The organism is Enterobacter sp. PL_is511 (assembly GCF_055816065.1).
In genome coordinates this window covers 1,202,933-1,228,673 of sequence record NZ_JBVPGP010000024.1, presented here as the reverse complement: position 1 = coordinate 1,228,673, position 25,741 = coordinate 1,202,933, and the positions used below count along the sequence as shown (strand labels likewise).

Here is a 25,741-nt window from a genome sequence, read left to right as displayed (position 1 = left end):
CTGATGGTTATCAGGACGCCCTGTGTTCTCAGGGAATAATCCGCGCGGCTCTCAGCTGCGCAAACAGGCGGAAAAACATCTCATCGGTCGCCTGCATTTGCGTAAAGCCCGCCCTGCGCAGCTTGCTCCCGTCACCGAACATGTCGTAATCCCAGCTAAAGACAAAATCGGCAAACCGCCCGTCGCTTAGCTGCAAAATATCCGCTTCCACCAGCCGCTCTTCGGCAAGCTCGCGCCATACGCCGCGATAGTCGTTAAACAGCTGATGAAATGACAACCTCACCGGCGGCGCAGAGTCCAGTTCAAACCAGCGTGCGATGCGCGGCCACAGCTCGCTCCAGCGCCAGATATCGCCATTGTTTACGTTGAAGGCCTGATTCTGTGCCGCAGGTGACGTGGCGGCCCACCGCGTTGCCTCGGCCAGCAGCCCGGCGTCGGTATGGTCAACAATGCTGCGCCAGGTCTGTTCTGAACCGGGAAAACGCAGCGGTAAACCCAGCGCCTTACACAGGGAGGCGTACAGAGCGATGCTCAGCGCAAGATTCATGGCATTGCCCGGCACCGCGCTCCCCACCACGCCCGGCCTGATGGCATTCCAGTGCCAGCCTTTCCCCCGCTGAAACTGGCTGAGCCACGTGAGCTGCGCGGCGTTAAATTCGGCACCCGCTACGCCGGGATCGCTTTCCCGCGCCGGGGTTTTAAACGGCCCCAGATGCGCACCGTAGACTTTGTAGCCCTGCATCAGGCTTACCGTCTGCAGCGGTGCCGCTGTTTCGAGGGTGCTGACCAGGTTACGCAGCATGGTGACGTTCGGCTCAACCATGTCTGCCCAGTTCGCCGCGTTCGCCCAGGCGCTGTAAAAGATGTGGGTGACTCCGTCCAGGGCGTGCAGCGCCCGTGCAGTGTCCTGCGCATCCAGTAAATCGACGTTCACCACGGGGATGCCGTCAGGATGAGATGCGGCATGGCGGCTAAGGCCGATCACCTCCCACTGATGGTGCAGGAGCGTGTTGACCAGCTGCCTGCCGACAATGCCGCTGGCGCCCGCGACCAGGGCGACGTTGTGTTGCTGCATCTTATTCATGATGTTTCTCCGGAAAGGGTGACAGACGCAGTGTGATATATTATTTTTTCTGTAGATATCCCATGAAACCGATGGCACTTATAAGCAGAATCATTAAATGAATAACAAGCTCAATGCCATTTCTACCTTTCTGCGCGTCGCTGAAGCGGGCTCGTTTTCAGCGGCCGCCCGTCAGACCGGTATTAAGCAGTCCGCCGTCAGTCAACAGATCGCGGCGCTTGAGGAATCACTGGGTGTGGTACTGCTGCACCGTACGACGCGTAAGATGAAGCTGACCGAACAGGGTGAACGTTACCGGCGTGATATGCAGCTTGTGCTGGACGCCATGGGAGAAGCGGAGAGGCGTTTACATCCTGTCGATCATAGCGTTCAGGGACGCGTCCATGTCCAGTTACCGAGCGGCCTGGGGCAGATTTTTTTGCCGCATCTGCTGGCGCTGCAGCGTCTGCATCCCGAGCTGCAGCTGATGCTTTCCCTGGATGACCGCCTTGCCGATCTGGTGACGGAGGGCGTGGATGTCGCGATACGGCTGAGCAGTGAGCCCCCGCAGGCGCATGCGGCGCGCGTGCTGGGGCGTATTGAAACCAGGCTGTTTGCCGCCCCCGGCTTTCAGGCGGTACGCGCCGTCAGCGAGCTGGCGACGCTGCCACACGTGCGGTTCAGCGGCATTCCGCTGGGTGCTCCCCTGCGCCTGATGTCTGACGAGGAGACGGTCGAGGTCAACGTGAATACTGTTTTCCGTGCCAACACCAGCGACGCGCTGCTGCAGGCGCTTGAGTCCGGCATTGGTATCGGCGGCATGCAGCAGCCGCTCGTGACACGCGCGCTGCAAACCGGCACGCTGGTACCGGTGCTGCCCGACTGGCGGTTACCCGATCGCTTCCTCTATGCCGTCTATCCTGACGCCCGCTTTATTCCGCAGCGCGTCAGAAAGGTCGTCAGCGTGATTGAGCAGTTACTGCCTGAAATAATAAAGAAAAACTGATTGTTTCCGCCGTAAATCACGTGCATTTTTTAATCGCAAAGAATAGAGTGTTTTTACCGTATTCCCTCTTTCTGGAGCACGTATGCCGGATTACTGTTTTTTCCAAAAAGGCCCGAACCTCATTGCGATTGAGAGCGCAAACACCGATGCGGCCGCTCAGCTCATCGCTCAGGGGTTTGAAAAACAGTTTGAGGAGATCGGCGCTGCGGATGAAAAAGAGGCGCTTACCCGCCTTGCGGATATCCGTAAAAATAATGAGATCGATCGCCATAACTTCCTGTCCGGAGCGGGCGAAATGCCGCTGATCGGCGTGCTGGCGGCTGCGGCAACCTGGTTGATGCAAAAGAAATTACGCAACCATCCTCTACCTCGCCACCGGCAAATCGGCGTACCGCGTCGTATAGGCCGGTGACAACATCTCACGCTTCATCGCCCACGGTTTCTCAATCCCCTGCCCGGCGAACCATATCTTCCCTTTGCCGGAGTGATTTACGCTGTCGATCATTTCCATCAGCGCCGCGCTGTTGGCGCGCAGACGATTATCGTCAAACAGGTTAAGCTGGGCGACGCCGCTGCTGAAAAAGTCCGCCAGCATGACCCCGGCCTTCATATAGCGATACCCGTCGAGCCATATCCGCCCCAGCCCCTCCGTGGCGGCGCGGATGATATCGCGCGAGTCATTGGTGGGCGTCATCAGGGTGACAGAAGCCTGATTGCCGTAATAAATTTCGTTGTCAGCGTGCGGGCTGGTGCGTACAAACACGCTGATAAAACGACAGTATTGATGCTCGCCGCGCAGTTTCTCTGCGGCGCGCTCCGCGTAGGCGCAAATCGCCTGATGCATCTCTTCGTATTGGGTAATGCGGTGTCCAAACGAACGGCTACAGATGATTTGCTGCTTCGTGGGGGTGTACTCTTCCAGGTCAAGGCAGGGCTCGCCGCGAAGCTCGCGCGCCGTGCGTTCCAGTACCACGTTGAAATGTTTGCGAATGACCCACGAGGAGGCCTCCGCCAGCTCCAGCGCCGTGGTAATCCCCATTGCGTTCAGTTTTTTCGTGATGCGCCGCCCTACCCCCCACACCTCCTCTACCGGCACCTTTGCCAGCAGTTTACGCTGCCGCTCCCGGTCTGAGAGATCGACCACGCCGCCGGTGCCCGCCCACCGCTTCGCCGCATAGTTGGCCAGCTTCGCCAGCGTTTTGGTCGGGGCAATACCGACGCCAACGGTTAAGCCCGTATTTTTATAGACCTGCGTGCGCATCTGGTGTCCGAACGCTTCCAGTGCAAGGCAGTTACCGATCCCTGAAACGTTCACGAACGCCTCGTCGATCGAGTAAATTTCTATGGCCGGAGCGAGATCCGTCAGCGTCTGCATCACCCGACTGCTGAGATCGGCATACAGCGCATAGTTCGAACTAAAGACGTAAACCCGCGACGGATAGCCCTTCTCTTTGAATTTAAAATAGGGCTCCCCCATTTTTATGCCGAACTGCTTTGCCTCCGGCGACAGTGAAATAATGCAGCCGTCGTTATTGGACACCACCACGATGGGCTTCCCCTGCAGATCGGGGCGAAATACCTTCTCGCAGGAGGCATAGAAGCTATTCACATCAACCAGCGCGAACATGTTTATGCGTTTTAAGCGTGTGGGTGACGACGCCGAAGATCTGCAGCTCCTCTTCGGACTGAAAGGTAATCGGCTGATAGCGGGCATTATGCGGCAGAAGTCTCAGAACCGGGCGGGTCTGTAACTCTTTCACCGTAAACTCACCGGCGACCGACGCCACGACGATGTCCCCATGTTCGGCATTTAACGAACGATCGACCACCAGCAGATCGCCGTCACCGATCCCCGCGCCAATCATGGAGTCTCCACTCACCTTGATAAAATAGGTCGCACTGGGGTGTCTCACTGCCAGCCGGTTAAGATCGAGACGATCTTCCACATAGTCCTGCGCCGGACTGGGGAAGCCACAGGCTACACGCTCTGCAAACAACGGTAATTCAATAGATTGGTTTGGATGATAAGAAAAGAGAGTGTCCATAATGCCTTTCTCGCCAGGTACTGTATATAAATACAGTATTACGGATTATGGCCAGGGATCAAGGTCATTTCCGGAGGCGAACCCAAACGCGTTGAAGTGTCAGAAGATTTAAAACGCGCAAAGCCCGGAAGCGCCCTTCCGGCTTTGCGCCTGTGACGATCAGTCCATCAGCGTATTCAATGTTTCCAGTGCGTCAGGCGGCAGCTGCAGTTCCCCTGCCGCGAGGTTTTGCCGCAGATGCGCCACGGAAGAGGTGCCCGGGATCAGCAGGATATTTGGGGAACGCTGCAGCAGCCATGCCAGCGCAACCTGCATTGGCGTTGCGCCCAGCGAGTCGGCGACAGCCTGCAGCCCGGAAGATTGCAGTGGCGTAAAGCCGCCCAGCGGGAAGAACGGCACATACGCAATCCCCTGCTGCGCCAGCAGATCCACCAGCGCGTCGTCACCCCGGTTCACAATGTTGTACATGTTCTGCACGCACACCACCGGCACCATCTTCTGCGCTTCCGCGACCTGGGTGGCCGTGACGTTGCTCAGGCCAATATGACGCACCAGCCCCTGCTGCTGTAATTCGGCCAGGGTGGAAAGCGGTTCAGCAATCGATCCTTCCGCCGGCCCGTGTGCGCTAAACATGATCCGCAGATTCACCACGTCCAGCACGTCCAGCTGCAGATTACGCAGGTTGTCATGCACCGCCTGCGTCAGTTCCTGCGCGGAAAAGGCCGGCAGCCAGGCGCCTTTGTCATCGCGACGGGCGCCGATCTTGGTGACAAGCGTCAGATCGTCCCGGTACGGGTGAAGCGCCTCGCGGATCAGCTGGTTAGTGACATGAGGGCCGTAAAAATCACTGGTATCAATGTGGTTCACCCCCGCCGCCACCGCTTCGCGCAGCACCTCCAGCGCGGCCTGCTTATCCTTCGGCGGCCCAAAGACGCCAGGCCCGGCCAGCTGCATCGCACCGTAGCCCAGCCGTTTCACCGTCCGCGTCCCGAGCGCGTACGTCCCGCTTTTATCAATGCTGCTCATGTTGACCTTCCTCATAAAAATGATCCGGATTTACAACAGGTTCCCTCAGGGAGCCCTTAGTTAAGCGCGAGTTAAATTAAAGTTTAAATTCTATACGACGATAGTATTGGTGTACCTCTGCATCCTTTCTAACGGACGACCGCTATGCTGAAAAATCTGCACGTGATTACCGGTATTATCTTTGCCCTCACCATATTCTGTCTGCTGCAAGTTGTCACGGGAGGGTTGTTCTACTCTGCCGTCAGCAACGATCGCCATAACTTCCAGAACTCCGGCGTGCTCAATGCCCAGCAGGAAAGCCTGAGCGACAGCGTGAACACGCTGGTGAAAACGCGCGTCACCGTCACCCGCGTGGCGATCCGCTATCTGAAAAACCAGCGTGACCCGGCTTCCCTGGCGGCGATCAATAAGCTGCTTGGCACCGCAGGCGACTCGCTGGCAAAAGCCGAAGCCTATAACAAAGAGTGGCAGAAACTGCCGCAGGTTAAGGGCCAGGAGGCGGCATTGACCGACGAGATGCAGAAATCATGGAACCAGATGCACGAAGTGATGCGCTTATCGATTGAGTATCTGCGTGCCGACAACTATCAGGCCTATGGGGATCTGGACGCGCAGCAGGCGCAGGACGACATGGAGGCGGTCTATAACCGCTGGCGCGCCGAAAACAACACCCTGCTGAAGGCCGCAACCGAAGAGAACCAGAGCAGCTTCACGCAGATGCAGTGGACCCTGGCGGCAATTCTGCTGGCCGTTATCGCGGTTCTGGTGGTCATCTGGCAGGGTTTACAGCACCTGCTGTTAAAACCACTCCATTCCATTATGAACCATATTCGCGCCATTGCAGGGGGCGACCTGACGCAGGATATCGCTGTCTCGGGTCGTAACGAGATGGGTCAGTTGGCCGCTGGCCTGCATGAGATGCAGCAGTCGCTGGTGACCACCGTCAGCGCCGTGCGCGGAAGCACCGATTCCATCTACACCGGCGCAGGCGAAATTGCTGCAGGAAGCAACGATCTGTCCGCCCGCACCGAGCAGCAGGCCGCTTCGCTGGAAGAGACTGCCGCCAGCATGGAAGAGCTGACTGCGACGGTTAAACAGAACTCCGATAACGCCCGTCAGGCCACGCTGTTGGCGAAAAACGCCTCTGAAACGGCCGCGCGCGGCGGTCACGTCGTGGATAACGTGGTTCGCACCATGAACGAAATCGCCGACAGTTCGCAGCAAATTGCGCATATTACCAGCGTGATCGACAGCATTGCGTTCCAGACGAACATTCTGGCGCTTAACGCCGCGGTGGAAGCGGCACGCGCCGGAGAACAGGGGCGTGGTTTTGCGGTTGTTGCTGGCGAAGTCCGTACGCTGGCGAGCCGCAGCGCGCAGGCGGCGAAAGAGATCAAAGGGCTTATCGAGAACTCCGTCAGCCGGGTGAATACCGGTTCCGAGCAGGTCAGCGAGGCGGGCACCACCATGAAGGAAATTGTCGCTGCCGTCACCCGCGTGACCGATATCATGGGTGAGATTTCATCGGCCTCTGACGAGCAGAGCCGCGGCATTGAGCAGGTGAGCCTGGCCGTTTCGCAAATGGACAGCGTGACGCAGCAAAACGCCGCGCTGGTGCAGGAGTCCGCCACGGCAGCAGCGGCGCTGGAAGATCAGTCCGAGCAGCTGCGTCAGGCGGTGGCCGCGTTTCGTCTGAACGGCAAAGAAAAAGCGGTCGCTCCACGCCCGGCCAATCTGAAAACGCCACAGCTGCTGCGCCCGGCAACGACAGCCGCCTCCACCGACAGCAACTGGGAAACGTTCTGAGTCTCAGGCGGGCGAGGATATCGCCCGCTAGCGGCTGCGCTTGGCGTGCCGCTCCCAGTTTTCCTGTTTTGCTTCATCGGATTTTCGCAGTGAAACGTAGCATGCCCCGCTGCCGCCGTGATGCGGCAGCGCCACGCAGAAGGCCTGTACATCCTCGAACTCGGTTAACCAGCGCGCCAGGTAGCTGCGCACCACATTCGGATGCGAGTTCTGCTCCCGCCCTTTCCCGTGAATAATAATCAGGTTACGTAACCCGTCACGTCTGGCCTGGCAGATAAAAGAAAACAGCATCTGACGGCAGCGTTCGGCAGGCTGACGCAGGAGGTTTAAGCTGGCCTGGCGGGCATATTTACCCGAGCGCAGCTTATCGATAACGCCCTGCTGCACCCCTTCGCGCTGGAACGCCAGCGGTTCTTCCAGGGGAAGAAGGTCAAGAAAATCGAGCGTCAGGAAGTTATCCAGCTGTTCACTATCCACCTCCTGTCGCGTCCGCGTATTGCGGCTGGGCTGCCAGTGAATATCCGGGCCACGCTTCAGCGGCTGGACATCTTCCATGGCGTCAAGAAAAAAGGATTTGTCGTCAGGGTTCATGGATATCCTCCGGCTACAACTGAGGACGGTACTATACCTGCGCCCGAGACAGGCCTCAATCACCGTTACAGGCCGTCGTGCGCAACAAATATTAACATGATGAATATATATAGTATTTATAAAATAAACTTAAATATGACTTAACTAAAATTTCAGCAAAGATGAAATAAGTGATTTGTGTTAAATTTTCGTAAAATCAAACACTCAATATCCTTTCATTTTGCGGGAAAGGTGTTATACCTAAATATACCTGCTTCATGGATATAATACTCAGGATTGGCGAAAGGACGCACTGCTGTGTGTACTGGAGGGTCTGTCAGATGTCGGACAGACCCTGTTTTTTTATGGTCGGCTTTTCACGCCACGACTATTTTCCTCGCTTCCCTTCTGAACTGTGTAATTAATGATTCGGCAAGGGGCGTCTGACGTGAATCACGGCGCTGAATTAAATAATATGCTGCTTTTGGAAGCGACTCGACAACCGACAGCATGACCAGGCGGTGCGCCAGCAGCGGGTCACACCCTAGCTCCTGCGGCAATATGCTTAGAAAATCACTTTGCGCAACCAGGCTAATACAGGAGGAAAAGGTTTCACAGACCACACCAATTCGCGGTATTTGCGAACGATCGCTAAATACCTCTTCTAACTGCTTATAATAACTTCCCCGCGGCGTCGGCATTGTCCAGTTATAATGCAGAAGTTCATTAATAGACGTTGCCCCCGTCGCCGGATGCCCTTCCCGACAAAATACCGCAAACGGTTTTTCGAAGAGCTTTTCAAACGTAAATTCCTGGTCGTAAGGCCCCTGATAATAGGTATTGATGGTGAAATCCAGTTCGCCCTGGCGTAATTCATTGATCATCGATACCAGCTGCCCTTCCATAATCCGCACCTTGACCTGCGGATGCTGCGCGTGAAAGCGGGTAATGACGGCGGGCATCAGGCTGCGTGAAACGCTGGCCCCCATCCCGATGTTGATCTGCCCGGCCAGCTCCCCCTGCCGCTGACGAATGTCATCCTGCGCCGCGCGCAGCTCTTCCAGAATCAACCTGGCACGCTGGTAAAAACCCTCACCGCATTCCGTCAACGCGACGCCCTTACTCCTGCGCACGAAAAGCTGCGCCGCCATGCCCTCCTCCAGCTCTTTGATGGATTTGGTCAGCGCCGGCTGGGAAAGATTCAGCGTCCTGCTGGCACCGCGAATGCTGCCCTGACGCGCAACCTCAACAAACGCCCGGATTTGATGAAATTTAATCTGAAATGACATAGCCCGACCGATAACCGTTGTTTATCAGAGTAAAGAAACTGTCATCTACTTTAATGGAAAGGGATGTGCGAGGGTAATTCCTGAACGGTTAAAACTGTGAAAAATCGGTTAGTGATAAGTAAAAACTATCACAGCGTGAAGCAGTTCACATATTTTAATGATGACAGGAACAGATATGGACACACTGGCGCAGTACATCCAGACGTTAACCCCGCAGCTGAGCGCATGGCGTCGTGATTTTCACCATTTCGCGGAATCCGGCTGGGTAGAGTTTCGTACCGCCGCGAAAGTCGCGGAAATCCTGGACTCGCTGGGTTACGCACTGGCGATGGGTCGCGACGTGGTCGATGCCGAAAGCCGGATGGGGCTGCCCGATGCCGCTACCCTGGCGCATGAGTTTGCCCGTGCGCGGGCGCAGGGCGCGCCTGAGAAATGGCTGGCGCCGTTTGAAGGCGGCTTTACCGGCATTGTGGCGACCCTGAATACCGGCCGCCCTGGCCCAACCCTGGCGTTTCGCGTGGACATGGACGCCCTTGATCTCAGCGAAGCGCTCGACGACAGCCATCGCCCGTTCCGCGACGGGTTTGCCTCCTGCAACGCAGGAATGATGCACGCCTGCGCGCACGACGGCCACACCACCATTGGTCTGGGGCTGGCGCAGGTGCTTAAGCAGAATGAAGCCCGGCTGAACGGCACCATCAAGCTGATCTTCCAGCCCGCCGAAGAAGGTACGCGCGGCGCGCGCGCCATGGTTGCCGCCGGGGCGCTGGACGACGTGGACTATTTCACGGCCATCCATATTGGTACCGGCGTGCCTGCCGGAACGGTGATCTGCGGCAGCGATAACTTTATGGCCACCACCAAGTTCGACGTGAGCTTCACCGGCGTGGCCGCACACGCGGGCGGTAAGCCGGAGGACGGTCGTAACGCCCTGCTCGCCGCCGCGCAGGCCACCCTCGCTCTGCACAGCATTGCCCCGCACAGCGGAGGTGCCTCCCGGGTGAACGTCGGGGTGATGCAGGCGGGCAGCGGACGCAACGTGGTGCCCGCGAATGCCCTGATGAAGGTTGAAACGCGCGGTGAAAGCGAAGCGATTAATCAGTACGTCTTTGAACGCGCGCAGGCGGTCATTACCGGCGCGGCGGCGCTCTACGGCGTGAGCGCCGAGGTGCGCCTGATGGGGGCTGCCACCTCCAGCGCACCGACGCCGGCCTGGGTGGATTATCTGCGCGAGCAGGCGAGCCAGGTTTCCGGGGTTGTTCACGCCATCGATAAGGTGAAGGCGCCAGCAGGCTCCGAAGACGCCACGCTGATGATGGCCCGCGTGCAGCAGAACGGCGGCATGGCATCCTATATGGTGTTTGGCACGGAGTTGAGCGCCGGACATCACAACGAAAAATTCGACTTCGATGAGCAGGTCATACCTGTCGCCATCGAAACGCTGGCGCGAACTGCGCTTAATTTCCCGTGGACGCGAGGTGTGTAATGCAGGAGAACTACGCTTTTATTGCCGATGCGATCGATACGCGATGTCGGACGTTAACCGATATTGCCGACGCGATCTGGGATCGTCCCGAGACCCGCTTTGAAGAGTTCTGGTCCGCCGAACGGCTGGCCAGCGAGCTGGAAGCAGAAGGCTTCACGCTGATCCGCGAGGCAGGCGGCATCCCCAACGCGTTTATCGCCAGCTTCGGCAGCGGGAAACCGGTTATCGCCCTGCTGGGCGAGTACGACGCGCTGGCCGGGTTAAGCCAGCAGGCACACTGCGCGACCGCGCAGACCGCCACGCCGGGAGCCAACGGCCACGGCTGCGGGCATAACCTCTTAGGCACCGCGGCGCTTGCGGGCGCAGTGGCGGTGAAAAGCTGGCTGGAGCAGCACGGCGGCAGCGGAACGGTGCGTTTTTACGGCTGTCCCGGCGAAGAAGGCGGCTCCGGGAAAACCTTTATGGTGCGCGAAGGGCTGTTTGATGACGTCGATGCTGCCGTCACCTGGCACCCGGAAGCCTTCGCCGGGATGTTTAACGTCAGCACGCTGGCGAATATTCAGGCCGCCTGGCGTTTTCATGGCGTGGCGGCGCACGCGGCCAACTCCCCTCACCTGGGACGCAGCGCGCTGGACGCCGTGACGCTGATGACCACCGGCACCAACTTCCTCAACGAACACATCATTGAGAAAGCGCGCGTCCATTACGCCATTACCGATACCGGCGGGATTTCGCCCAACGTGGTACAGGCGCAGGCCGAGGTGCTGTACCTGATCCGCGCCCCGGAGATGGCGGATGCGCAGCAGATCTACGAGCGCATCGAGAAAATTGCCCAGGGCGCGGCGCTGATGACCGAAACCACCGTCGAGTGCCGCTTTGATAAAGCCTGCTCCAGCTACCTGCCGAACCGCACGCTCGAGGCGGCGATGTATCGCGCCCTGCAGCACTACGGCACGCCGGAGTGGACCGACGAAGAGCGCGAGTTTGCCCGCAAGATCCGCGCCACCCTGACGCCCAACGATCTGCAAAACAGCCTCAAAAATATTGCCGCTACGGGAGGTGAAGCGGGGAAAGCCTTTGCCCGTCGTCATCAGGCGACGCTGCTGGTGGATGAAGTCGCGCCCTACGCTATTACCGACAACGTGCTGGCGGGCTCAACGGACGTGGGCGACGTCAGCTGGAAAATGCCGGTCGCCCAGTGCTTCAGCCCCTGCTTTACCGTCGGCACACCGCTGCACACCTGGCAGCTGGTGTCCCAGGGGCGTACTTCCATTGCTCACAAAGGCATGCTGCTGGCCGGAAAAGTGATGGGTGCGACCGCGCTCAATCTGCTGCTGGACGCAGCGCTGCTGAACAAATGCCGTGAAGAGTTCGAACAACAATTACAAGAAAAACCGTACGCGTGTCCGATCCCACAGGGCGTGACACCGTCACCTTTAAAATAAAAAAACACAACAACACAACACTCCCGAGGAACGCCCATGAGTATGTCATCCATACCTTCGCATTCCCCATCCGGTAAGCTCTATGGCTGGGTTGAAAGGATCGGCAATAAAGTGCCGCACCCTTTCCTGCTGTTTATCTATCTGATTGTGATTTTGATGGTCGCCACCGCCGTGCTCTCCGCCTTTGACGTGAGCGTGCGCAGCCCGGCTGACGGCAGCCTGGTGGCGGTAAAGAACCTGCTCAGCGTTGACGGGCTGCACTGGTTTTTACCTAACGTCATCAAAAACTTCAGCGGTTTCGCCCCGCTGGGCGCCATTCTGGCGCTGGTGCTGGGCGCCGGGCTGGCAGAACGCGTTGGCCTGCTGCCCGCATTAATGGTGAAGATGGCTTCCCACGTCAGCGCGCGGTACGCGAGCTACATGGTGCTGTTTATCGCCTTCTTCAGCCATATCTCCTCCGACGCCGCGCTGGTGATCATGCCGCCGATGGGGGCGCTGATTTTCCTCGCCGTCGGTCGTCATCCCGTGGCGGGCCTGCTGTCGGCGATTGCGGGGGTGGGCTGCGGATTCACCGCTAACCTGCTGATCGTCACCACCGACGTGCTGCTCTCGGGCATCAGCACGGAGGCGGCGAAGACCATCGATGCGTCCATGCACGTCAGCGTGATCGACAACTGGTACTTTATGGCCTGCTCGGTCATTGTCCTGACGATTGTCGGCGGGCTGATTACCGATAAGATCGTCGAGCCGCGCCTGGGTAAATGGGAAGGCCGTAGCGATGAAAAGCTGGAGACCCTGAGCAAAGAGCAGCGCTTCGGCCTGCGCGTGGCTGGCGTGGTCTCGCTGGCCTTTATCGCGCTGGTGGCGCTGATGGTGGTCCCGGAAAACGGCATATTGCGCGATCCGGTTAAACATACGGTCCTGCCGTCACCGTTTATTCAGGGCATTGTGCCGCTGATTATCCTCTTCTTCTTTGTCGTTTCGCTGGCCTACGGTATCGCTACCGGCAAAATCCGCCGTCAGGGCGATTTGCCGCAGCTGATGATCGAGCCGATGAAGGAGATGGCGGGCTTTATCGTGATGGTGTTCCCGCTGGCGCAGTTTGTGGCGATGTTTAACTGGAGCAACATGGGCAAGTTTATGGCCGTGGGCCTGACCGACGCGCTGGAGGCTGCCGGATTAAGCGGCGTACCGGCGTTTGTCGGCCTGGCGCTTCTGTCATCCCTGCTGTGCATGTTTATCGCCAGCGGTTCCGCCATCTGGTCGATTCTGGCCCCGATCTTCGTACCGATGTTTATGATGCTGGGGTTCCACCCGGCTTTCGCGCAGATCCTGTTCCGCATCGCGGACTCTTCGGTTATTCCGCTGGCGCCGGTTTCGCCGTTTGTTCCGCTGTTTTTAGGCTTCCTGCAGCGCTATAAACCCGAGGCCAAACTGGGTACCTACTATTCGCTGGTTTTACCCTACCCGCTTATCTTTTTAGGGGTATGGCTGGTGATGCTGGTGGCATGGTATCTTGTCGGCCTGCCGATTGGGCCGGGGATTTACCCGAGGCTGAACTAAAGGAATGAGGATGCTGAGATTACTCGAAGACAAGATTGCGACGCCGCTCGGGCCGCTGTGGGTGATCGCGGACGAGCAGTTCTGCCTGCGCGCCGTCGAATGGGAAGAGCACAGCGACCGCATGGAAGAACTGCTTGCGATTCACTACCGCTCACAGGGATATGAACGTATCCGCGCCACCAATCCGGGCGGGCTGAGCGACAAGCTTGCGGCGTACTTCGAAGGCGATCTCAGCATCATCGATACTCTGCCGACCGCCACGGCAGGCACTCTTTTTCAGCGCGAAGTGTGGCAGGCGCTACGTTCGATTCCGTGCGGGCAGGTCATGCATTACGGCCAGCTTGCGGAGCAGCTAGGCCGCGCAGGAGCAGCACGCGCGGTGGGTGCCGCGAACGGCTCTAACCCGGTGAGCATCGTGGTACCCTGCCATCGCGTCATTGGCCGTAACGGTACCATGACAGGCTATGCCGGTGGCGTGCAGCGAAAAGAGTGGCTGCTGCGTCACGAAGGGTATCTCTTGCTCTAGTTCCCAGGCTTTTTGTGCTTAATTTTCTACCGGTTAGGGTAAAAATCCATAATCAAGCTGTGGAATTTCAAGAAGATGGCGACACGTTGCCGTCTCTTGTCCTTATTGAGGGTTTGTCAGGCTTACGTACTTACCAAAAAGATGTTAAAATTGACCAATATCAATTAAGGCTTGAGCAAACCTATGATCCCGGAAAAGCGAATTATACGACGCATTCAGTCTGGCGGTTGTGCTATCCATTGCCAGGATTGCAGCATCAGCCAGCTCTGTATCCCGTTTACCCTGAATGAGCATGAACTCGATCAGCTTGATAATATCATCGAGCGCAAAAAGCCTATTCAGAAAGGGCAGACGCTGTTTAAAGCGGGAGACGAACTGAAATCGCTCTATGCTATCCGTTCTGGCACCATCAAGAGCTACACCATCACCGAACAGGGTGATGAGCAGATCACCGGCTTCCATCTGGCGGGCGATCTGGTGGGCTTTGATGCTATCGGCACGGGCCATCACCCGAGCTTTGCTCAGGCACTCGAAACCTCAATGGTTTGTGAAATCCCGTTTGAAACCCTGGACGATCTGTCCGGTAAGATGCCTAACCTGCGTCAGCAGATGATGCGTCTGATGAGCGGTGAGATCAAAGGCGATCAGGACATGATCCTGCTGCTTTCCAAAAAGAATGCAGAAGAGCGCCTGGCCGCGTTTATCTACAACCTCTCCCGCCGCTTCGCCGAGCGTGGCTTCTCGCCGCGTGAATTCCGTCTGACGATGACGCGTGGCGATATCGGTAACTACCTGGGTCTCACCGTGGAAACCATCAGCCGTCTGCTGGGTCGTTTCCAGAAAAGCGGGATGCTGGCCGTTAAAGGTAAATACATCACTATCGAAAACGGTGAAGCGCTGGCCGTTCTTGCCGGGCACGCCCGCAACGTGGCATAACTTTCCACCTGTTGATGACCAGACTGATAAATTCTTGTGATTTATTGGTCTGGTATAATCACTTTCGTTTCAAGATATTTTCACCGTAGTAAGTCCCCACACAGCGCCCGAAAGGTTCTCGTTGAGGTTATGAATTGAGAGAAAGTTTGTTTTTCGTTTCAGTCGTGATCGCCTCAGTGACCTTTATCTTCATCTGGATCATGCTTGTCGGCCCAATGAAGGGGGAGGAAAAAACCTACGTTCAGGACTCCACGACCTTTGCGATAGCGGTGATGGTGCTGCTGTTTATTGCGTTTATCGCGGTGACGACCACGGTGCTTTTCCTCTGATAAATTTTCATGAATTATTGATCTGGCAAAACCTCCCCTCTGTTTCATTCAGGATATATAGGTTACTCTTTTAATTACAGACTGTGGTGACAGTAGTAAGGAGACCTGTATGGCCAAGTATCAAAACATGCTGGTAGCTATCGATCCGAATCAGGACGATCAGCCGGCATTACGACGTGCTGTGTATTTACATCAACGGATTGGTGGCAAAATCAAAGCGTTTTTGCCGATCTATGACTTCTCGTATGAGATGACCACCCTTCTGTCGCCTGACGAGCGCACCGCTATGCGTCAGGGCGTCATCAGCCAGCGTACCGCGTGGATCCGTGAACAGGCGAAGTATTACCTGGAAGCGGGTGTGCCCATTGATATTAAAGTGGTCTGGCATAACCGACCTTTCGAAGCCATCATCCAGGAGATTGTCGCCGGTGGGCACGACCTGCTGCTGAAGATGGCGCACCAGCACGACAAGCTGGAATCCGTGATCTTCACCCCGACCGACTGGCACTTGCTGCGTAAATGCCCTTGCCCGGTCTGGATGGTGAAAGACCAGCCGTGGCCTGAAGGCGGGAAAGCCGTTGTGGCGGTAAACCTCGCGAGCGAAGAGGATTACCACAATTCGCTGAACGAGAAGCTGGTGAAGGAGACCCTCCAGCTTGCCGATCAGGTGAATCATACCGAAGTGCATCTGGTGGGCGCCTATCCGGTCACCCCGATTAACATTGCCATTGAGCTGCCTGAATTTGACCCGAGCGTGTACAACGACGCGATCCGCGGTCAGCACCTGCTGGCCATGAAAGCGCTGCGCCAGAAATTCAGCATTGATGAGAAAATGACCCACGTGGAAAAAGGGCTGCCTGAAGAGGTGATCCCGGACCTGGCGGAACACCTGCAGGCGGGGATTGTGGTGCTGGGCACAATTGGCAGAACCGGTATTTCTGCCGCGTTCCTCGGCAATACCGCCGAACAGGTAATCGACCATCTGCGCTGCGACCTGCTGGTCATTAAGCCGGATGAGTACCAGACGCCGGTTGAGCTGGACGATCCGGAAGACGATTAACCAGCAAGATGAAAAAAAACCGTCGGGGAACCGGCGGTTTTTTTTTGCCGGCTGGCGGCTTCGCCTTACCAGGCCTACGGGTTTGGTAGGCCCGGTAAGCTTGCGCCACCGGGCTTTACCCTGTCAGAGTGATTTCAGAATCGCATCCACGCTGGCTTTGGCATCGCCAAACAGCATGTGGGTGTTCTCTTTGAAGAACAGCGGGTTCTGAACCCCGGCATAGCCGGTATTCATGGAGCGTTTAAACACAATCACGTTCTGCGCCTTCCACACTTCCAGAACCGGCATACCGGCGATTGGGCTACCCGGATCGTCCTGTGCAGCAGGGTTAACGGTATCGTTGGCGCCAATGACCAGCACGGTGTCGGTGTCGGCGAAATCATCGTTGATCTCATCCATTTCCAGCACGATGTCGTAAGGCACTTTCGCTTCCGCCAGCAGCACGTTCATATGGCCAGGCAGACGCCCTGCCACCGGGTGAATACCAAAGCGAACCTTAATGCCCCGCGCGCGCAGCTTCTCGGTGATTTCCGCCACCGGATACTGCGCCTGCGCCACCGCCATGCCGTATCCCGGAGTGATGATTACGGAATGCGAGTTTTTGAGCATGTCTGCGGTATCTTCCGCAGAAATTTCACGGTGCTCACCCACTTCTTCATCCGCACTGGAAGAAGACCCATCGGTCCCGAAACCACCGGCGATAACGCTGATGAACGAACGGTTCATCGCCTTACACATGATGTAAGACAGGATCGCACCGGAAGAACCCACCAGCGCACCGGTGACGATCAGCAGGTCGTTGCTCAGCATAAAGCCTGCCGCCGCTGCCGCCCAACCGGAGTAGGAGTTCAGCATCGAGACAACCACCGGCATATCCGCACCGCCGATGGACGCCACCAGGTGCCAGCCGAACGCCAGCGCGATGATGGTCATCACCAGCAACGCCAGCACCTGCAGACCGACGCTTTCGGTACGCACGAAGACCACCAGCAGTACAAACGACACGACCAGCGCCGCCAGGTTCAGCTTATGACGGTTTGGCAGCATCAGCGGTTTAGAGGAGATCTTCCCGCGGAGTTTGCCAAACGCGACAATAGAGCCGGTGAAGGTCACCGCACCGATGAAGATACCGAGGAACACTTCCGTCAGGTGGATGTTCACCAGAATCGGTTCCAGGCCCGGTTCGTGATACAGGTAGCTGTTGAAGCCCACCAGCACCGCCGCCAGACCCACGAAGCTGTGCAGAATAGCGACCAGCTCCGGCATCTCGGTCATTTCAACGCGTTTCGCGAGGCGAATACCAATCGCGCCGCCGATGATCATCGCTACCAGGATCCACGCCACGTTGCCGGTATCCGGCCCGAAGATGGTGGCAATCAGCGCAATCGCCATCCCGGCGATACCAAAGTTATTCCCCTGCTGAGACGTTTCGTGTTTGGAAAGCCCCGCCAGACTGAAAATAAACAGGATTGCAGCAACAATGTATGCGGCTGTCACTAATCCTCCAGACATATGCTACCCCTTAGCCTTTACGAAACATTTTCAGCATGCGCTGAGTCACGGTGAAACCACCGAAAATATTGATACTGGCGATCAGCACCGCGATAAAGCTCAGGAAGCTGATCCAGCCGCCGTGACCAATCTGCAGTAACGCCCCCACTACGATGATCCCGGAGATGGCGTTGGTTACCGACATCAGCGGCGTGTGCAGCGCATGGGAGACGTTCCATACCACGTAGTAGCCTACGACGCAGGAGAGCGCGAAGACGGTAAAGTGGCCGAGGAACTCTTTCGGCGCGACGTCAGCCAGCCAGCCGAACAGAATAATCACCAGCGCCATGATCGCGTATTTGCGCCACGGAGAAGCCGGTTTGGCGGGCTCTTTAGGCGCAGGCGCCGCTTTCGCTGCCGCCTGAGGCTGAGCAGAAACCTGAATAGGCGGCGCAGGCCAGGTAATTTCACCTTCACGGACCACGGTGACGCCGCGCACCACCACATCGTCAAAATCGACGGTGATGTTGCCGTCTTTCTCTTTGCAAAGCAGCTTCAGCAGGTTGACGAGGTTAGTGCCGTAGAGCTGAGAAGACTGCGTTGGCAGACGGCCCGGCAGGTCGGTATAACCGATCACCTTCACGCCGTTCGCGGTCGTGGTCACCTGATTCGGTACGGTATATTCACAGTTACCGCCGTTTTGGGCGGCCAGGTCGACAATCACGCTGCCCGATTTCATGGAGTCAACCATCTCACGGGTAATCAGCTTCGGTGCCGGTTTACCGGGGATAAGCGCGGTGGTGACAATAATGTCGACATCTTTCGCCTGGGCAGCGAAGAGTTCCATTTCGGCTTTGATAAAGGCTTCGGACATCACCTTCGCGTAACCATCACCGCTGCCTGCCTCTTCCTTAAAGTCCAGCTCAAGAAATTCGGCCCCCATACTCTGAACCTGTTCCTTTACTTCAGGACGGGTGTCAAAGGCGCGTACGATAGCGCCCAGGCTGTTTGCCGCACCGATGGCGGCAAGGCCCGCTACGCCCGCACCAATCACCATCACTTTCGCCGGAGGGACTTTACCCGCAGCGGTGATTTGTCCGGTAAAGAAGCGACCAAATTCGTGGGCCGCTTCAACAATGGCGCGGTAGCCGGCAATGTTTGCCATGGAGCTTAAGGCATCCAGCGACTGCGCGCGCGAAATGCGCGGCACGGAGTCCATCGCCATCACGGTCACGCCACGGGCCGCCAGCTTCTCCATCAGCTCGGGGTTTTGCGCAGGCCAGATGAAGCTCACCAGGGTCGTCCCCGGATTCAGCAGCGCAATTTCACTCTCTTCCGGTGCGTTGACCTTCAGAATTACCGGCGACTGCCAGACGTCAGCACCGTCGACCACTTCTGCGCCAGCCTGGATAAAGGCCTCGTCATCGAAACTCGCCAGTTTGCCTGCGCCGCTTTCGACCGCGACCGTAAAACCCAGTTTAAGCAGTTGCTCCACCGTTTTCGGTGTTGCCGCTACGCGGGTTTCATTGGCTAACCGTTCTTTTGGTACCCCAATACGCATAGTTTTCCCTTCCATCGGTTTTTGATGATGGTTTATCGATAAATGCCCGCGGTTTGTATCAATTTTCGCCATCGCGCGAGCGACGAGATATGATTAACCCCGGAAAATAAAACAGTAACAAACTGTCTATAACCTACTGAAAATAGCGCCCGTGATCTACCGCCAGAAAACACTATTTCTTACTTTATCTGTGAAAAATAAGCGATCGGCGTCACTGACAGTGATATTTACCTTAAATTCATCGCCAGAACCGATAAATCGCGCAAGCGAAGCGGTAAAAACATGATATAGCGCCATAAGAGAACAACTTATTAACATTAAATTAACTTGTAAAAGTCATATGCTTTATCAGTTTTACTTGTCAAACGCGTGTTTTTTCAACATATCACTAAATGTTATCGAATAAGGTGATTCAGTAAGCACGGGCAGTGAAAAATGGCGCAGACAGCGACGGGTTTTAAATGCCATAATCGGGACCGTCTCAAATTAACAACAATACCAGTACATGGTTTGCGCAAGGCGAAGGATCATTTTTATGAAGCTTAAGAACACACTCCTGGCGTCCGCACTTCTTTCCGCGACCGCCCTGTCTGCGAATGCCGCAACAGAGTTAACGCCGGAGCAAGCGGCAGCGTTAAAACCTTTTGACCATACGGTCATTGTGGGTCGTTATAATTCTATTGGCGACGCCGTCGCCGCGGCATCAAAAGCTGCTGATAAAAACGGGGCTGCCTCGTTTTATGTCGTTGACCAGTCCGATTACGGCAACAGCGGTAACCAGCGCGTGACCATTGCGCTGTTCAAAGACAATGCGCCAAAAGCTGACGCACCGAAAAACCGCGTGATCAACGGTGTTGTTGAACTGCCGAAAGATCAGGCGATTGAGCTGGAACCTTACGACACCGTCACCGTTCAGGGCTTCTATCGCAGCCAGCCTGAAGTGAACGATGCCATCACCAAAGCCGCGAAAGAGAAAGGGGCCTACTCGTTCTTCATCGTGCGTCAGGTCGATGCTAACCAGGGTGGCAACCAGCGTATTACCGCGTTCATCTATAAAAAAGATGCGAAAAAACGTGTTCTGCAGAGCCCGGATGCCATCCCGGCGAATTCAGAAGCAGGTCGCGCGGCAATAGCAAAAGGCGGCGAAGAAGCGAAGAAAGTTGAAATTCCAGGCGTAGCAACGACGGCTGCCCCAAGCGCTGAAGTGGGCCGTTTCTTCGAAACGCAGTCCACGAAAGGTGGCCGCTATTCCGTTACGCTGCCGGACGGTACCAAAATTGAAGAGTTGAACAACGCCACTGCAGCGCAGATGGTGCCGTTCGACAGCATCAAGTTTACCGGCAACTACGGCAACATGACGGAAGTCTCTTACCAGGTCGCGAAGCGTGCGGCGAAGAAAGGGGCGAAGTACTACCACATCACCCGCCAGTGGCAGGAGCGTGGTAACAACGTGACCATCAGCGCCGATCTGTACAAGTAACAAAATCGTTTACGAAAGGCGGCGCAATGCCGCCTTTTTTGTTACTTTTTTTGAATTTCTGCCACACGTCATTGCATGCTTTCGTTACACTCCGTAAAATCCCGCGCCTTAGTGTGATCCACCATTTTTATGCGCCTGAGCGAAATAATTATTCTGGATTTTGACCTTTCATAACAGGAAGCCAATGGAAAAGAAACTTGGCCTGAGTGCTCTGACTGCACTCGTTTTAAGCTCAATGCTGGGTGCAGGCGTATTCAGTTTGCCGCAAAATATGGCGGCCGTCGCGAGCCCTTCCGCGCTCATCATTGGCTGGGGCATTACCGGTGTCGGAATACTGCTGCTGGCCTTCGCCATGCTGCTCCTCACTCGCATTCGCCCGGATCTGGACGGCGGCATTTTCACCTATGCACGTGAAGGTTTCGGCGAGCTGATTGGCTTCTGTTCCGCATGGGGATACTGGCTGTGTGCCGTTATCGCCAACGTCTCCTATCTGGTGATCGTCTTCTCGGCGCTCAGTTTCTTTACCGATACGCCAGAGCTGCGTCTCTTTGGCGACGGGAATACCTGGCAGTCTATTGTGGGCGCCTCGGTGCTGCTGTGGTTCGTCCACTGGCTGGTATTACGCGGCGTACAAACGGCCGCCAGCATCAACCTGGTGGCGACGCTGGCGAAACTGGTTCCGCTCGGCCTGTTTATTGTTCTGGCCTTTATTGCGTTCCGTATGGACGTATTCAAGCTCGATTTCAGCGGCGTTGCGCTGGGCGTTCCCGTCTGGGAGCAGGTGAAAAACACGATGCTGATTACCCTGTGGGTGTTCATCGGTGTGGAAGGTGCGGTCGTGGTTTCTGCCCGTGCGCGGAATAAACGCGATGTGGGCCGCGCCACGCTGCTGGCCGTACTGGCCGCGCTCGGGGTCTATCTGCTGGTGACGCTGCTGTCGCTGGGCGTGGTGGCGCGTCCTGAGCTGGCGGAAATGCGTAACCCGTCAATGGCAGGCCTGATGGTGAAAATGCTCGGTCCCTGGGGCGATGTGGTGATTGCCGCAGGACTGATCGTCTCCGTCTGCGGCGCTTACCTGAGCTGGACCATCATGGCGGCTGAAGTGCCGTTCCTGGCCGCGACGCACAAGGCGTTTCCACGCCTGTTCGCCCGTCAAAACAAAAACAGCGCGCCATCGGCATCACTCTGGCTGACCAACATCAGCGTTCAGGTCTGCCTGGTGCTGATCTGGCTCACAGGCTCAGACTATAACACGCTGCTGACCATCGCCTCGGAGATGATTCTGGTACCCTATTTCTTAGTGGGTGCGTATCTGTTAAAAATTGCCACACGCCCGGCGCATTATGTCGTGGGTGTCGGAGCCTGTATTTACGGCCTGTGGTTGTTGTATGCTTCCGGGCCTATGCATCTGCTGCTGTCGGTAGTGCTGTACGCACCGGGTCTGCTGGTGTTTATCTACGCCCGCCGCACGCATCAGCTGGAGAATGCGCTGAAACGCCGTGAGATGGCATTAATTGGACTGCTACTGGTTGCTGCCCTGCCGGCAACCTGGATGTTAATGGGATAGCATCGCCTTTCCCATTGTTGAACTGTAAAGGAGAATACGATGGGAAATGCACCGCTTCGCCCAATACTGATTACCGGTGGAGGCCGCCGTATCGGCCTCGCTCTTGCCCATCACTTTCTCAACCTTCGCCATCCTGTCATTGTCAGCTACCGTACGGAATACCCGTCGATTGAAGGGTTACGCAAAGCCGGTGCTGTCTGCATTCAGGCTGATTTTTCAACCGATGAAGGCATTCTGGCTTTCGCGGAAGAGGTGAAGTCCACCACGACGGGGCTGCGCGCCGTGATCCATAACGCCAGCGCATGGCGTGCCGAAAAACCCGGTGCGTCACTCAGCGAAACGCTCTCCGCCATGTTGCAGATCCACGTTAATACCCCTTATCTGCTCAACCATGCTCTGCAGGATCTGCTGCGCGGCCATGGGCATGCTGCGGGCGACATCATTCACTTCACTGATTATGTGGTGGAGCGCGGAAGCGACAAGCACATCGCCTACGCGGCCAGTAAAGCCGCACTGGATAATATGACGCGCTCGTTTGCCCGCAAGCTTGCGCCCGAGGTGAAGGTGAACGCCATCGCCCCGGCGATGATTTTGTTTAACGAAAACGATGATGCGGAGTATCGCCAGCAGGCGCTGAATAAGTCGCTTATGAAAATCGCCCCTGGCGAGAAAGAGGTCATCGACCTCGTGGATTACCTGCTCACCAGCTGCTATGTCACCGGCAGAACCTTTGCCGTGGACGGCGGCCGTCCGCTGCGCTAGTGAAAGCGAATAACAGCCAGAATTACGGAACCGGCGTTAATTTTGAAAGATTAATGGAAGGTTAAGGTTCCGCGGTGTATGTTGGCTTTTTTCACGAAAACAGACGCTGTATGAATAAGATTGTTTATGTTGAAGACGAACCCGAAGTCGGGCAGTTGATCGCCGCCTATCTGGGTAAACATGATATGGACGTCATTGTTGAACCTCGCGGCGATCGTGCCGAAGAGGTGGTCGTCCGTGAAAACCCCGATCTGGTGCTGCTGGATATCATGTTGCCAGGCAAAGACGGCATGACGCTCTGCCGTGACCTGCGCGCCAGGTGGGAGGGCCCTATCGTCCTGCTCACCTCGCTGGACAGCGATATGAACCATATCTTGTCGCTGGAGATGGGTGCCAATGACTACATTCTGAAAACCACACCGCCTGCCGTCCTGCTTGCACGTCTGCGCCTCCATTTGCGCCAGCACGCCAGCATCGAACGCGAAGCGCCCGCGGCGTCTCTGACGCCGCACAAAGCGATGCGCTTCGGTACGCTGTCTATTGACCCCATTAACCGTCAGGTGCTGCTCTCTGGCGAGCTTATCGCCCTCTCCACCGCGGATTTTGACCTGCTGTGGGAGCTGGCAACGCACGCCGGGCAAATCATGGACCGCGACGCGCTGCTGAAAAACCTGCGTGGCGTGAGCTATGACGGAATGGACCGCAGCGTTGACGTGGCGATTTCGCGTCTGCGCAAAAAGCTGCAGGATAACGCTACCGAGCCCTACCGCATTAAAACCGTGCGTAATAAGGGTTACCTGTTTGCCCCCCACGCCTGGGAAACCTGATTCCGTTATCCGGTTAGCATAACATGCGCGAAATGAAGGCATTACACAGTGATGCCTTCATTTCGCGCCTTTATTTATCCGTTTGCGCAACAATTAACTTGCTAAGCACGAGAACTATCCCATAATTAAATCTTCTACTGTCCTTTCTTCAGCTGGCACTGACCCGGCTACAACGCTTTCTCACCGTGAAGCTCTCACGAAACCTCTCCCATAAAATCTTGATATGAGGATTTAAGCCCATGAAATATGTATAGCTACAGTCAGGTTGAAGCCATCAAAACCAATCTTGAATGGATTGTTAATCAGGCAGCGCTTAGCCATGCCTCTCCCTCACGCGCCGATCGGAAAGCGCTCTTTGATCTCCTTGAACTCATCCAGTCTTACGAAATACTTCTGGATTTAATTAACAAATTTGGAACCGATGTGATTGATGTGCACATTGCGGAAGGACTGGCCGTAACGGAAACACTCATCGCCAAGGTAAAAAACAGCGCGAAAGCCATGTAACACGCTTCACAGACATGAAAATATCGGCGGGTTTCATGTATATTCTGCACAAAGCGTTTCTTCGGTGAGATCCAATGAAAAAGCTGTTTGTGCAGTTTTATCTTTTGCTGTTTGTCTGCTTCCTGGTCATGACCATGCTGGTCGGGCTGGTCTATAAATTCACCGCCGAACGTGCAGGCAGGCAGTCGCTGGACGACCTGATGAAAAGCTCGCTCTATCTGATGCGCAGCGAGCTAAGAGAGATCCCGCCGCACGACTGGGCGAAAACCCTGAAAGAGCTGGATCTGAATCTCTCGTTCGATTTACGCATCGAGCCCTTAAAAAATTTTGAGCTGGACCCACCCGCCATGCAGCGTCTGCGCGACGGGGACATCGTCGCGCTGGATGAGAAATACACCTTTATCCAGCGTATCCCGCGCAGCCATTACGTGCTGGCCGTCGGCCCGGTTCCCTATCTCTATTATCTGCACCAGATGCGCCTGCTGGACATGGCGCTGATGGCCTTTATCGCCATCTCGCTCGCGTTTCCGGTCTTTATCTGGATGCGCCCGCACTGGCAGGACATGCTGAAGCTGGAATCCGCTGCGCAGCGTTTTGGCGAGGGGCATTTTACCGAGCGCATTCACTTCGACAGCGGTTCCAGCTTTGAACGTCTGGGCGTGGCCTTTAACCAGATGGCCGATAACATCAATGCCCTGATCGCCAGTAAGAAGCAGTTGATCGACGGAATTGCGCACGAGCTGCGCACGCCGCTGGTGCGCCTGCGCTATCGTCTGGAGATGAGCGAAAATCTGACGGAAGCGGAGTCTCAGGCGCTTAACCGCGACATTGGCCAGCTTGAGGCGCTGATTGAGGAACTGCTGACCTACGCGCGCCTCGATCGTCCGCAAAACGAGCTGAACCTCAGCACGCCAGATCTTCCTGCCTGGCTGCAAACCCACATTGATGACGTTCAGAGCGTGAACCCGCAGCGTACGCTGTTGACCCGCGTGACGCCGGGTGATTACGGCGCACTCGATATGCGCCTGATGGAACGCGTGCTGGATAACCTGATGAACAACGCCATGCGCTACAGCGAAAGTACGCTACAGATTGGGCTGGATTTGCAGGGCAGTCAGGCAAGCCTGACGGTGGAGGATGACGGGCCGGGAATAGCTCCGGAAGCGCGAGAAACCGTGTTTGAGCCGTTTGTCCGCCTCGACCCCAGCCGAGATCGCGCTACTGGCGGATGTGGCCTGGGGCTGGCGATTGTCTACTCTATCGCGCAGGCAATGGGCGGCACGGTGCATTGCGAGGAGAGCGAGCTTGGCGGCGCGCGCTTCTGCTTTAGCTGGCCGGTATACCATAACATCGCCCTTCCCGTTCCTGTCTGACCTAAACCGCACGCTGGCCTGAC

24 protein-coding genes are annotated in these 25,741 nt (G+C 56.4%); 16 read left to right on the top strand and 8 right to left on the bottom strand.

Annotated features, from left to right (window positions below; genetic code table 11):
- Nucleotides 1–28 precede the first annotated feature (28 nt).
- Complete coding sequence (locus AC0TN7_RS21450) at nt 29–1,084, bottom strand: SDR family oxidoreductase (protein WP_463726616.1); 1,056 nt, start codon at nt 1,082–1,084, stop codon at nt 29–31.
- Nucleotides 1,085–1,181: 97 nt separating this feature from the next.
- Between AC0TN7_RS21450 and AC0TN7_RS21445 the strand changes: the two genes are divergently transcribed.
- Entirely contained in the window at nt 1,182–2,069 is an 888-nt protein-coding gene (locus AC0TN7_RS21445; RefSeq protein ID WP_024909159.1) for a LysR family transcriptional regulator, read from the top strand.
- A gap of 82 nt (nt 2,070–2,151) precedes the next feature.
- Nucleotides 2,152–2,481, top strand: a complete 330-nt coding sequence (locus AC0TN7_RS21440) for a hypothetical protein (RefSeq protein WP_473702419.1) — start codon at nt 2,152–2,154, stop codon at nt 2,479–2,481.
- Here the strand turns inward: AC0TN7_RS21440 and umuC are convergent.
- The 3 genes from umuC to AC0TN7_RS21425 form a co-directional block, all read right to left on the bottom strand.
- Nucleotides 2,434–3,696, bottom strand: a complete 1,263-nt coding sequence (gene umuC, locus AC0TN7_RS21435; protein WP_267216596.1) for a translesion error-prone DNA polymerase V subunit UmuC — start codon at nt 3,694–3,696, stop codon at nt 2,434–2,436. The two genes, AC0TN7_RS21440 and umuC, sit on opposite strands and share 48 nt — an antisense overlap.
- On the bottom strand, nt 3,680–4,114 hold the full coding sequence (umuD, locus tag AC0TN7_RS21430) for a translesion error-prone DNA polymerase V autoproteolytic subunit (protein ID WP_024909162.1): 435 nt from the start codon (nt 4,112–4,114) through the stop codon (nt 3,680–3,682). The genes umuC and umuD overlap by 17 nt, the downstream gene beginning before the upstream one ends.
- A 159-nt stretch (nt 4,115–4,273) precedes the next feature.
- Nucleotides 4,274–5,140, bottom strand: coding sequence for an aldo/keto reductase family oxidoreductase (locus tag AC0TN7_RS21425; RefSeq protein ID WP_248164233.1), 867 nt, complete (start codon nt 5,138–5,140; stop codon nt 4,274–4,276).
- Between the two features lie 144 nt (nt 5,141–5,284).
- Here AC0TN7_RS21425 and tcp point away from each other — a divergent pair, with 144 nt between their 5' ends.
- Nucleotides 5,285–6,946: a methyl-accepting chemotaxis citrate transducer gene (gene tcp / locus AC0TN7_RS21420; RefSeq protein ID WP_417927277.1), complete on the top strand. Its 1,662-nt coding sequence runs from the start codon at nt 5,285–5,287 to the stop codon at nt 6,944–6,946.
- Nucleotides 6,947–6,973: 27 nt separating this feature from the next.
- Here the strand turns inward: tcp and smrA are convergent, their stop codons facing one another.
- Together smrA and AC0TN7_RS21410 are read right to left on the bottom strand one after the other, a co-directional pair.
- Nucleotides 6,974–7,537, bottom strand: a complete 564-nt coding sequence (gene smrA, locus AC0TN7_RS21415; RefSeq protein ID WP_032651068.1) for a DNA endonuclease SmrA — start codon at nt 7,535–7,537, stop codon at nt 6,974–6,976.
- A gap of 356 nt (nt 7,538–7,893) precedes the next feature.
- Nucleotides 7,894–8,805, bottom strand: coding sequence for a LysR family transcriptional regulator (locus tag AC0TN7_RS21410; RefSeq protein ID WP_473702418.1), 912 nt, complete (start codon nt 8,803–8,805; stop codon nt 7,894–7,896).
- Nucleotides 8,806–8,980: 175 nt separating this feature from the next.
- Between AC0TN7_RS21410 and AC0TN7_RS21405 the strand changes: the two genes are divergently transcribed.
- The 7 genes from AC0TN7_RS21405 to uspE all read left to right on the top strand — a co-directional run bounded on the left by AC0TN7_RS21405 (nt 8,981) and on the right by uspE (nt 16,150).
- Entirely contained in the window at nt 8,981–10,291 is a 1,311-nt protein-coding gene (locus tag AC0TN7_RS21405; protein WP_473702417.1) for a M20 family metallo-hydrolase, read from the top strand.
- Complete coding sequence (locus tag AC0TN7_RS21400) at nt 10,291–11,736, top strand: M20 family metallopeptidase (RefSeq protein WP_061715394.1); 1,446 nt, start codon at nt 10,291–10,293, stop codon at nt 11,734–11,736. Before AC0TN7_RS21405 ends, AC0TN7_RS21400 begins: the two co-directional genes overlap by 1 nt.
- Nucleotides 11,737–11,772: 36 nt before the next feature.
- On the top strand, nt 11,773–13,299 hold the full coding sequence (abgT, locus tag AC0TN7_RS21395) for a p-aminobenzoyl-glutamate transporter (protein ID WP_248272159.1): 1,527 nt from the start codon (nt 11,773–11,775) through the stop codon (nt 13,297–13,299).
- A gap of 10 nt (nt 13,300–13,309) precedes the next feature.
- Nucleotides 13,310–13,825, top strand: coding sequence for a methylated-DNA--[protein]-cysteine S-methyltransferase (gene ogt, locus AC0TN7_RS21390; RefSeq protein ID WP_024909170.1), 516 nt, complete (start codon nt 13,310–13,312; stop codon nt 13,823–13,825).
- Nucleotides 13,826–14,008: 183 nt separating this feature from the next.
- Nucleotides 14,009–14,761, top strand: a complete 753-nt coding sequence (gene fnr, locus AC0TN7_RS21385; protein ID WP_006174991.1) for a fumarate/nitrate reduction transcriptional regulator Fnr — start codon at nt 14,009–14,011, stop codon at nt 14,759–14,761.
- Nucleotides 14,762–14,907: 146 nt separating this feature from the next.
- Complete coding sequence (locus AC0TN7_RS21380) at nt 14,908–15,090, top strand: hypothetical protein (protein ID WP_014883604.1); 183 nt, start codon at nt 14,908–14,910, stop codon at nt 15,088–15,090.
- 109 nt (nt 15,091–15,199) lie between these two features.
- Nucleotides 15,200–16,150 carry a universal stress protein UspE gene (gene uspE, locus AC0TN7_RS21375; protein WP_024909171.1) on the top strand — a complete coding sequence of 317 codons (951 nt, stop codon included), beginning with the start codon at nt 15,200–15,202 and terminating at the stop codon, nt 16,148–16,150.
- Nucleotides 16,151–16,273: 123 nt separating this feature from the next.
- Here uspE and pntB read toward each other — a convergent pair whose 3' ends face one another.
- Together pntB and pntA are read right to left on the bottom strand one after the other, a co-directional pair.
- The gene (gene pntB / locus AC0TN7_RS21370) at nt 16,274–17,662 is read right to left on the bottom strand and encodes a Re/Si-specific NAD(P)(+) transhydrogenase subunit beta (protein WP_024909329.1); all 1,389 of its coding nucleotides are present in this window, start codon (nt 17,660–17,662) and stop codon (nt 16,274–16,276) included.
- 10 nt (nt 17,663–17,672) lie between these two features.
- Entirely contained in the window at nt 17,673–19,202 is a 1,530-nt protein-coding gene (gene pntA / locus AC0TN7_RS21365) for a Re/Si-specific NAD(P)(+) transhydrogenase subunit alpha (RefSeq protein WP_024909330.1), read from the bottom strand.
- A gap of 535 nt (nt 19,203–19,737) precedes the next feature.
- Between pntA and ydgH the strand changes: the two genes are divergently transcribed.
- The 6 genes from ydgH (at nt 19,738) to rstB (ending at nt 25,718) form a co-directional block, all read left to right on the top strand.
- Nucleotides 19,738–20,682 (top strand): DUF1471 family protein YdgH, encoded by a 945-nt coding sequence (gene ydgH, locus AC0TN7_RS21360; protein ID WP_024909331.1) that lies wholly within the window; start codon nt 19,738–19,740, stop codon nt 20,680–20,682.
- Nucleotides 20,683–20,866: 184 nt separating this feature from the next.
- On the top strand, nt 20,867–22,249 hold the full coding sequence (locus AC0TN7_RS21355; protein WP_023335474.1) for an amino acid permease: 1,383 nt from the start codon (nt 20,867–20,869) through the stop codon (nt 22,247–22,249).
- Nucleotides 22,250–22,288: 39 nt separating this feature from the next.
- The gene (gene folM / locus AC0TN7_RS21350; protein ID WP_473702416.1) at nt 22,289–23,011 is read left to right on the top strand and encodes a dihydromonapterin reductase; all 723 of its coding nucleotides are present in this window, start codon (nt 22,289–22,291) and stop codon (nt 23,009–23,011) included.
- A gap of 110 nt (nt 23,012–23,121) precedes the next feature.
- On the top strand, nt 23,122–23,838 hold the full coding sequence (gene rstA, locus AC0TN7_RS21345; RefSeq protein WP_024909333.1) for a two-component system response regulator RstA: 717 nt from the start codon (nt 23,122–23,124) through the stop codon (nt 23,836–23,838).
- A gap of 246 nt (nt 23,839–24,084) precedes the next feature.
- The gene (locus tag AC0TN7_RS21340; RefSeq protein WP_463726612.1) at nt 24,085–24,345 is read left to right on the top strand and encodes a hypothetical protein; all 261 of its coding nucleotides are present in this window, start codon (nt 24,085–24,087) and stop codon (nt 24,343–24,345) included.
- A 74-nt stretch (nt 24,346–24,419) separates the two neighbouring features.
- Nucleotides 24,420–25,718 carry a two-component system sensor histidine kinase RstB gene (rstB, locus tag AC0TN7_RS21335; protein ID WP_024909335.1) on the top strand — a complete coding sequence of 433 codons (1,299 nt, stop codon included), beginning with the start codon at nt 24,420–24,422 and terminating at the stop codon, nt 25,716–25,718.
- The last annotated feature ends 23 nt before the right edge of the window (nt 25,719–25,741 follow it).

What these genes read in the sequence shown, in the direction of transcription:
- AC0TN7_RS21450 (WP_463726616.1), bottom strand. Translation starts at nt 1,084, where the DNA reads ATGAATAAGATGCAGCAACACAACGTCGCCCTGGTCGCGGGCGCCAGC.
- AC0TN7_RS21445 (WP_024909159.1), top strand. Translation starts at nt 1,182, where the DNA reads ATGAATAACAAGCTCAATGCCATTTCTACCTTTCTGCGCGTCGCTGAA.
- AC0TN7_RS21440 (WP_473702419.1), top strand. Translation starts at nt 2,152, where the DNA reads ATGCCGGATTACTGTTTTTTCCAAAAAGGCCCGAACCTCATTGCGATT.
- umuC (WP_267216596.1), bottom strand. Translation starts at nt 3,696, where the DNA reads ATGTTCGCGCTGGTTGATGTGAATAGCTTCTATGCCTCCTGCGAGAAG.
- umuD (WP_024909162.1), bottom strand. Translation starts at nt 4,114, where the DNA reads ATGGACACTCTCTTTTCTTATCATCCAAACCAATCTATTGAATTACCG.
- AC0TN7_RS21425 (WP_248164233.1), bottom strand. Translation starts at nt 5,140, where the DNA reads ATGAGCAGCATTGATAAAAGCGGGACGTACGCGCTCGGGACGCGGACG.
- tcp (WP_417927277.1), top strand. Translation starts at nt 5,285, where the DNA reads ATGCTGAAAAATCTGCACGTGATTACCGGTATTATCTTTGCCCTCACC.
- smrA (WP_032651068.1), bottom strand. Translation starts at nt 7,537, where the DNA reads ATGAACCCTGACGACAAATCCTTTTTTCTTGACGCCATGGAAGATGTC.
- AC0TN7_RS21410 (WP_473702418.1), bottom strand. Translation starts at nt 8,805, where the DNA reads ATGTCATTTCAGATTAAATTTCATCAAATCCGGGCGTTTGTTGAGGTT.
- AC0TN7_RS21405 (WP_473702417.1), top strand. Translation starts at nt 8,981, where the DNA reads ATGGACACACTGGCGCAGTACATCCAGACGTTAACCCCGCAGCTGAGC.
- AC0TN7_RS21400 (WP_061715394.1), top strand. Translation starts at nt 10,291, where the DNA reads ATGCAGGAGAACTACGCTTTTATTGCCGATGCGATCGATACGCGATGT.
- abgT (WP_248272159.1), top strand. Translation starts at nt 11,773, where the DNA reads ATGAGTATGTCATCCATACCTTCGCATTCCCCATCCGGTAAGCTCTAT.
- ogt (WP_024909170.1), top strand. Translation starts at nt 13,310, where the DNA reads ATGCTGAGATTACTCGAAGACAAGATTGCGACGCCGCTCGGGCCGCTG.
- fnr (WP_006174991.1), top strand. Translation starts at nt 14,009, where the DNA reads ATGATCCCGGAAAAGCGAATTATACGACGCATTCAGTCTGGCGGTTGT.
- uspE (WP_024909171.1), top strand. Translation starts at nt 15,200, where the DNA reads ATGGCCAAGTATCAAAACATGCTGGTAGCTATCGATCCGAATCAGGAC.
- pntB (WP_024909329.1), bottom strand. Translation starts at nt 17,662, where the DNA reads ATGTCTGGAGGATTAGTGACAGCCGCATACATTGTTGCTGCAATCCTG.
- pntA (WP_024909330.1), bottom strand. Translation starts at nt 19,202, where the DNA reads ATGCGTATTGGGGTACCAAAAGAACGGTTAGCCAATGAAACCCGCGTA.
- ydgH (WP_024909331.1), top strand. Translation starts at nt 19,738, where the DNA reads ATGAAGCTTAAGAACACACTCCTGGCGTCCGCACTTCTTTCCGCGACC.
- AC0TN7_RS21355 (WP_023335474.1), top strand. Translation starts at nt 20,867, where the DNA reads ATGGAAAAGAAACTTGGCCTGAGTGCTCTGACTGCACTCGTTTTAAGC.
- folM (WP_473702416.1), top strand. Translation starts at nt 22,289, where the DNA reads ATGGGAAATGCACCGCTTCGCCCAATACTGATTACCGGTGGAGGCCGC.
- rstA (WP_024909333.1), top strand. Translation starts at nt 23,122, where the DNA reads ATGAATAAGATTGTTTATGTTGAAGACGAACCCGAAGTCGGGCAGTTG.
- AC0TN7_RS21340 (WP_463726612.1), top strand. Translation starts at nt 24,085, where the DNA reads ATGTATAGCTACAGTCAGGTTGAAGCCATCAAAACCAATCTTGAATGG.
- rstB (WP_024909335.1), top strand. Translation starts at nt 24,420, where the DNA reads ATGAAAAAGCTGTTTGTGCAGTTTTATCTTTTGCTGTTTGTCTGCTTC.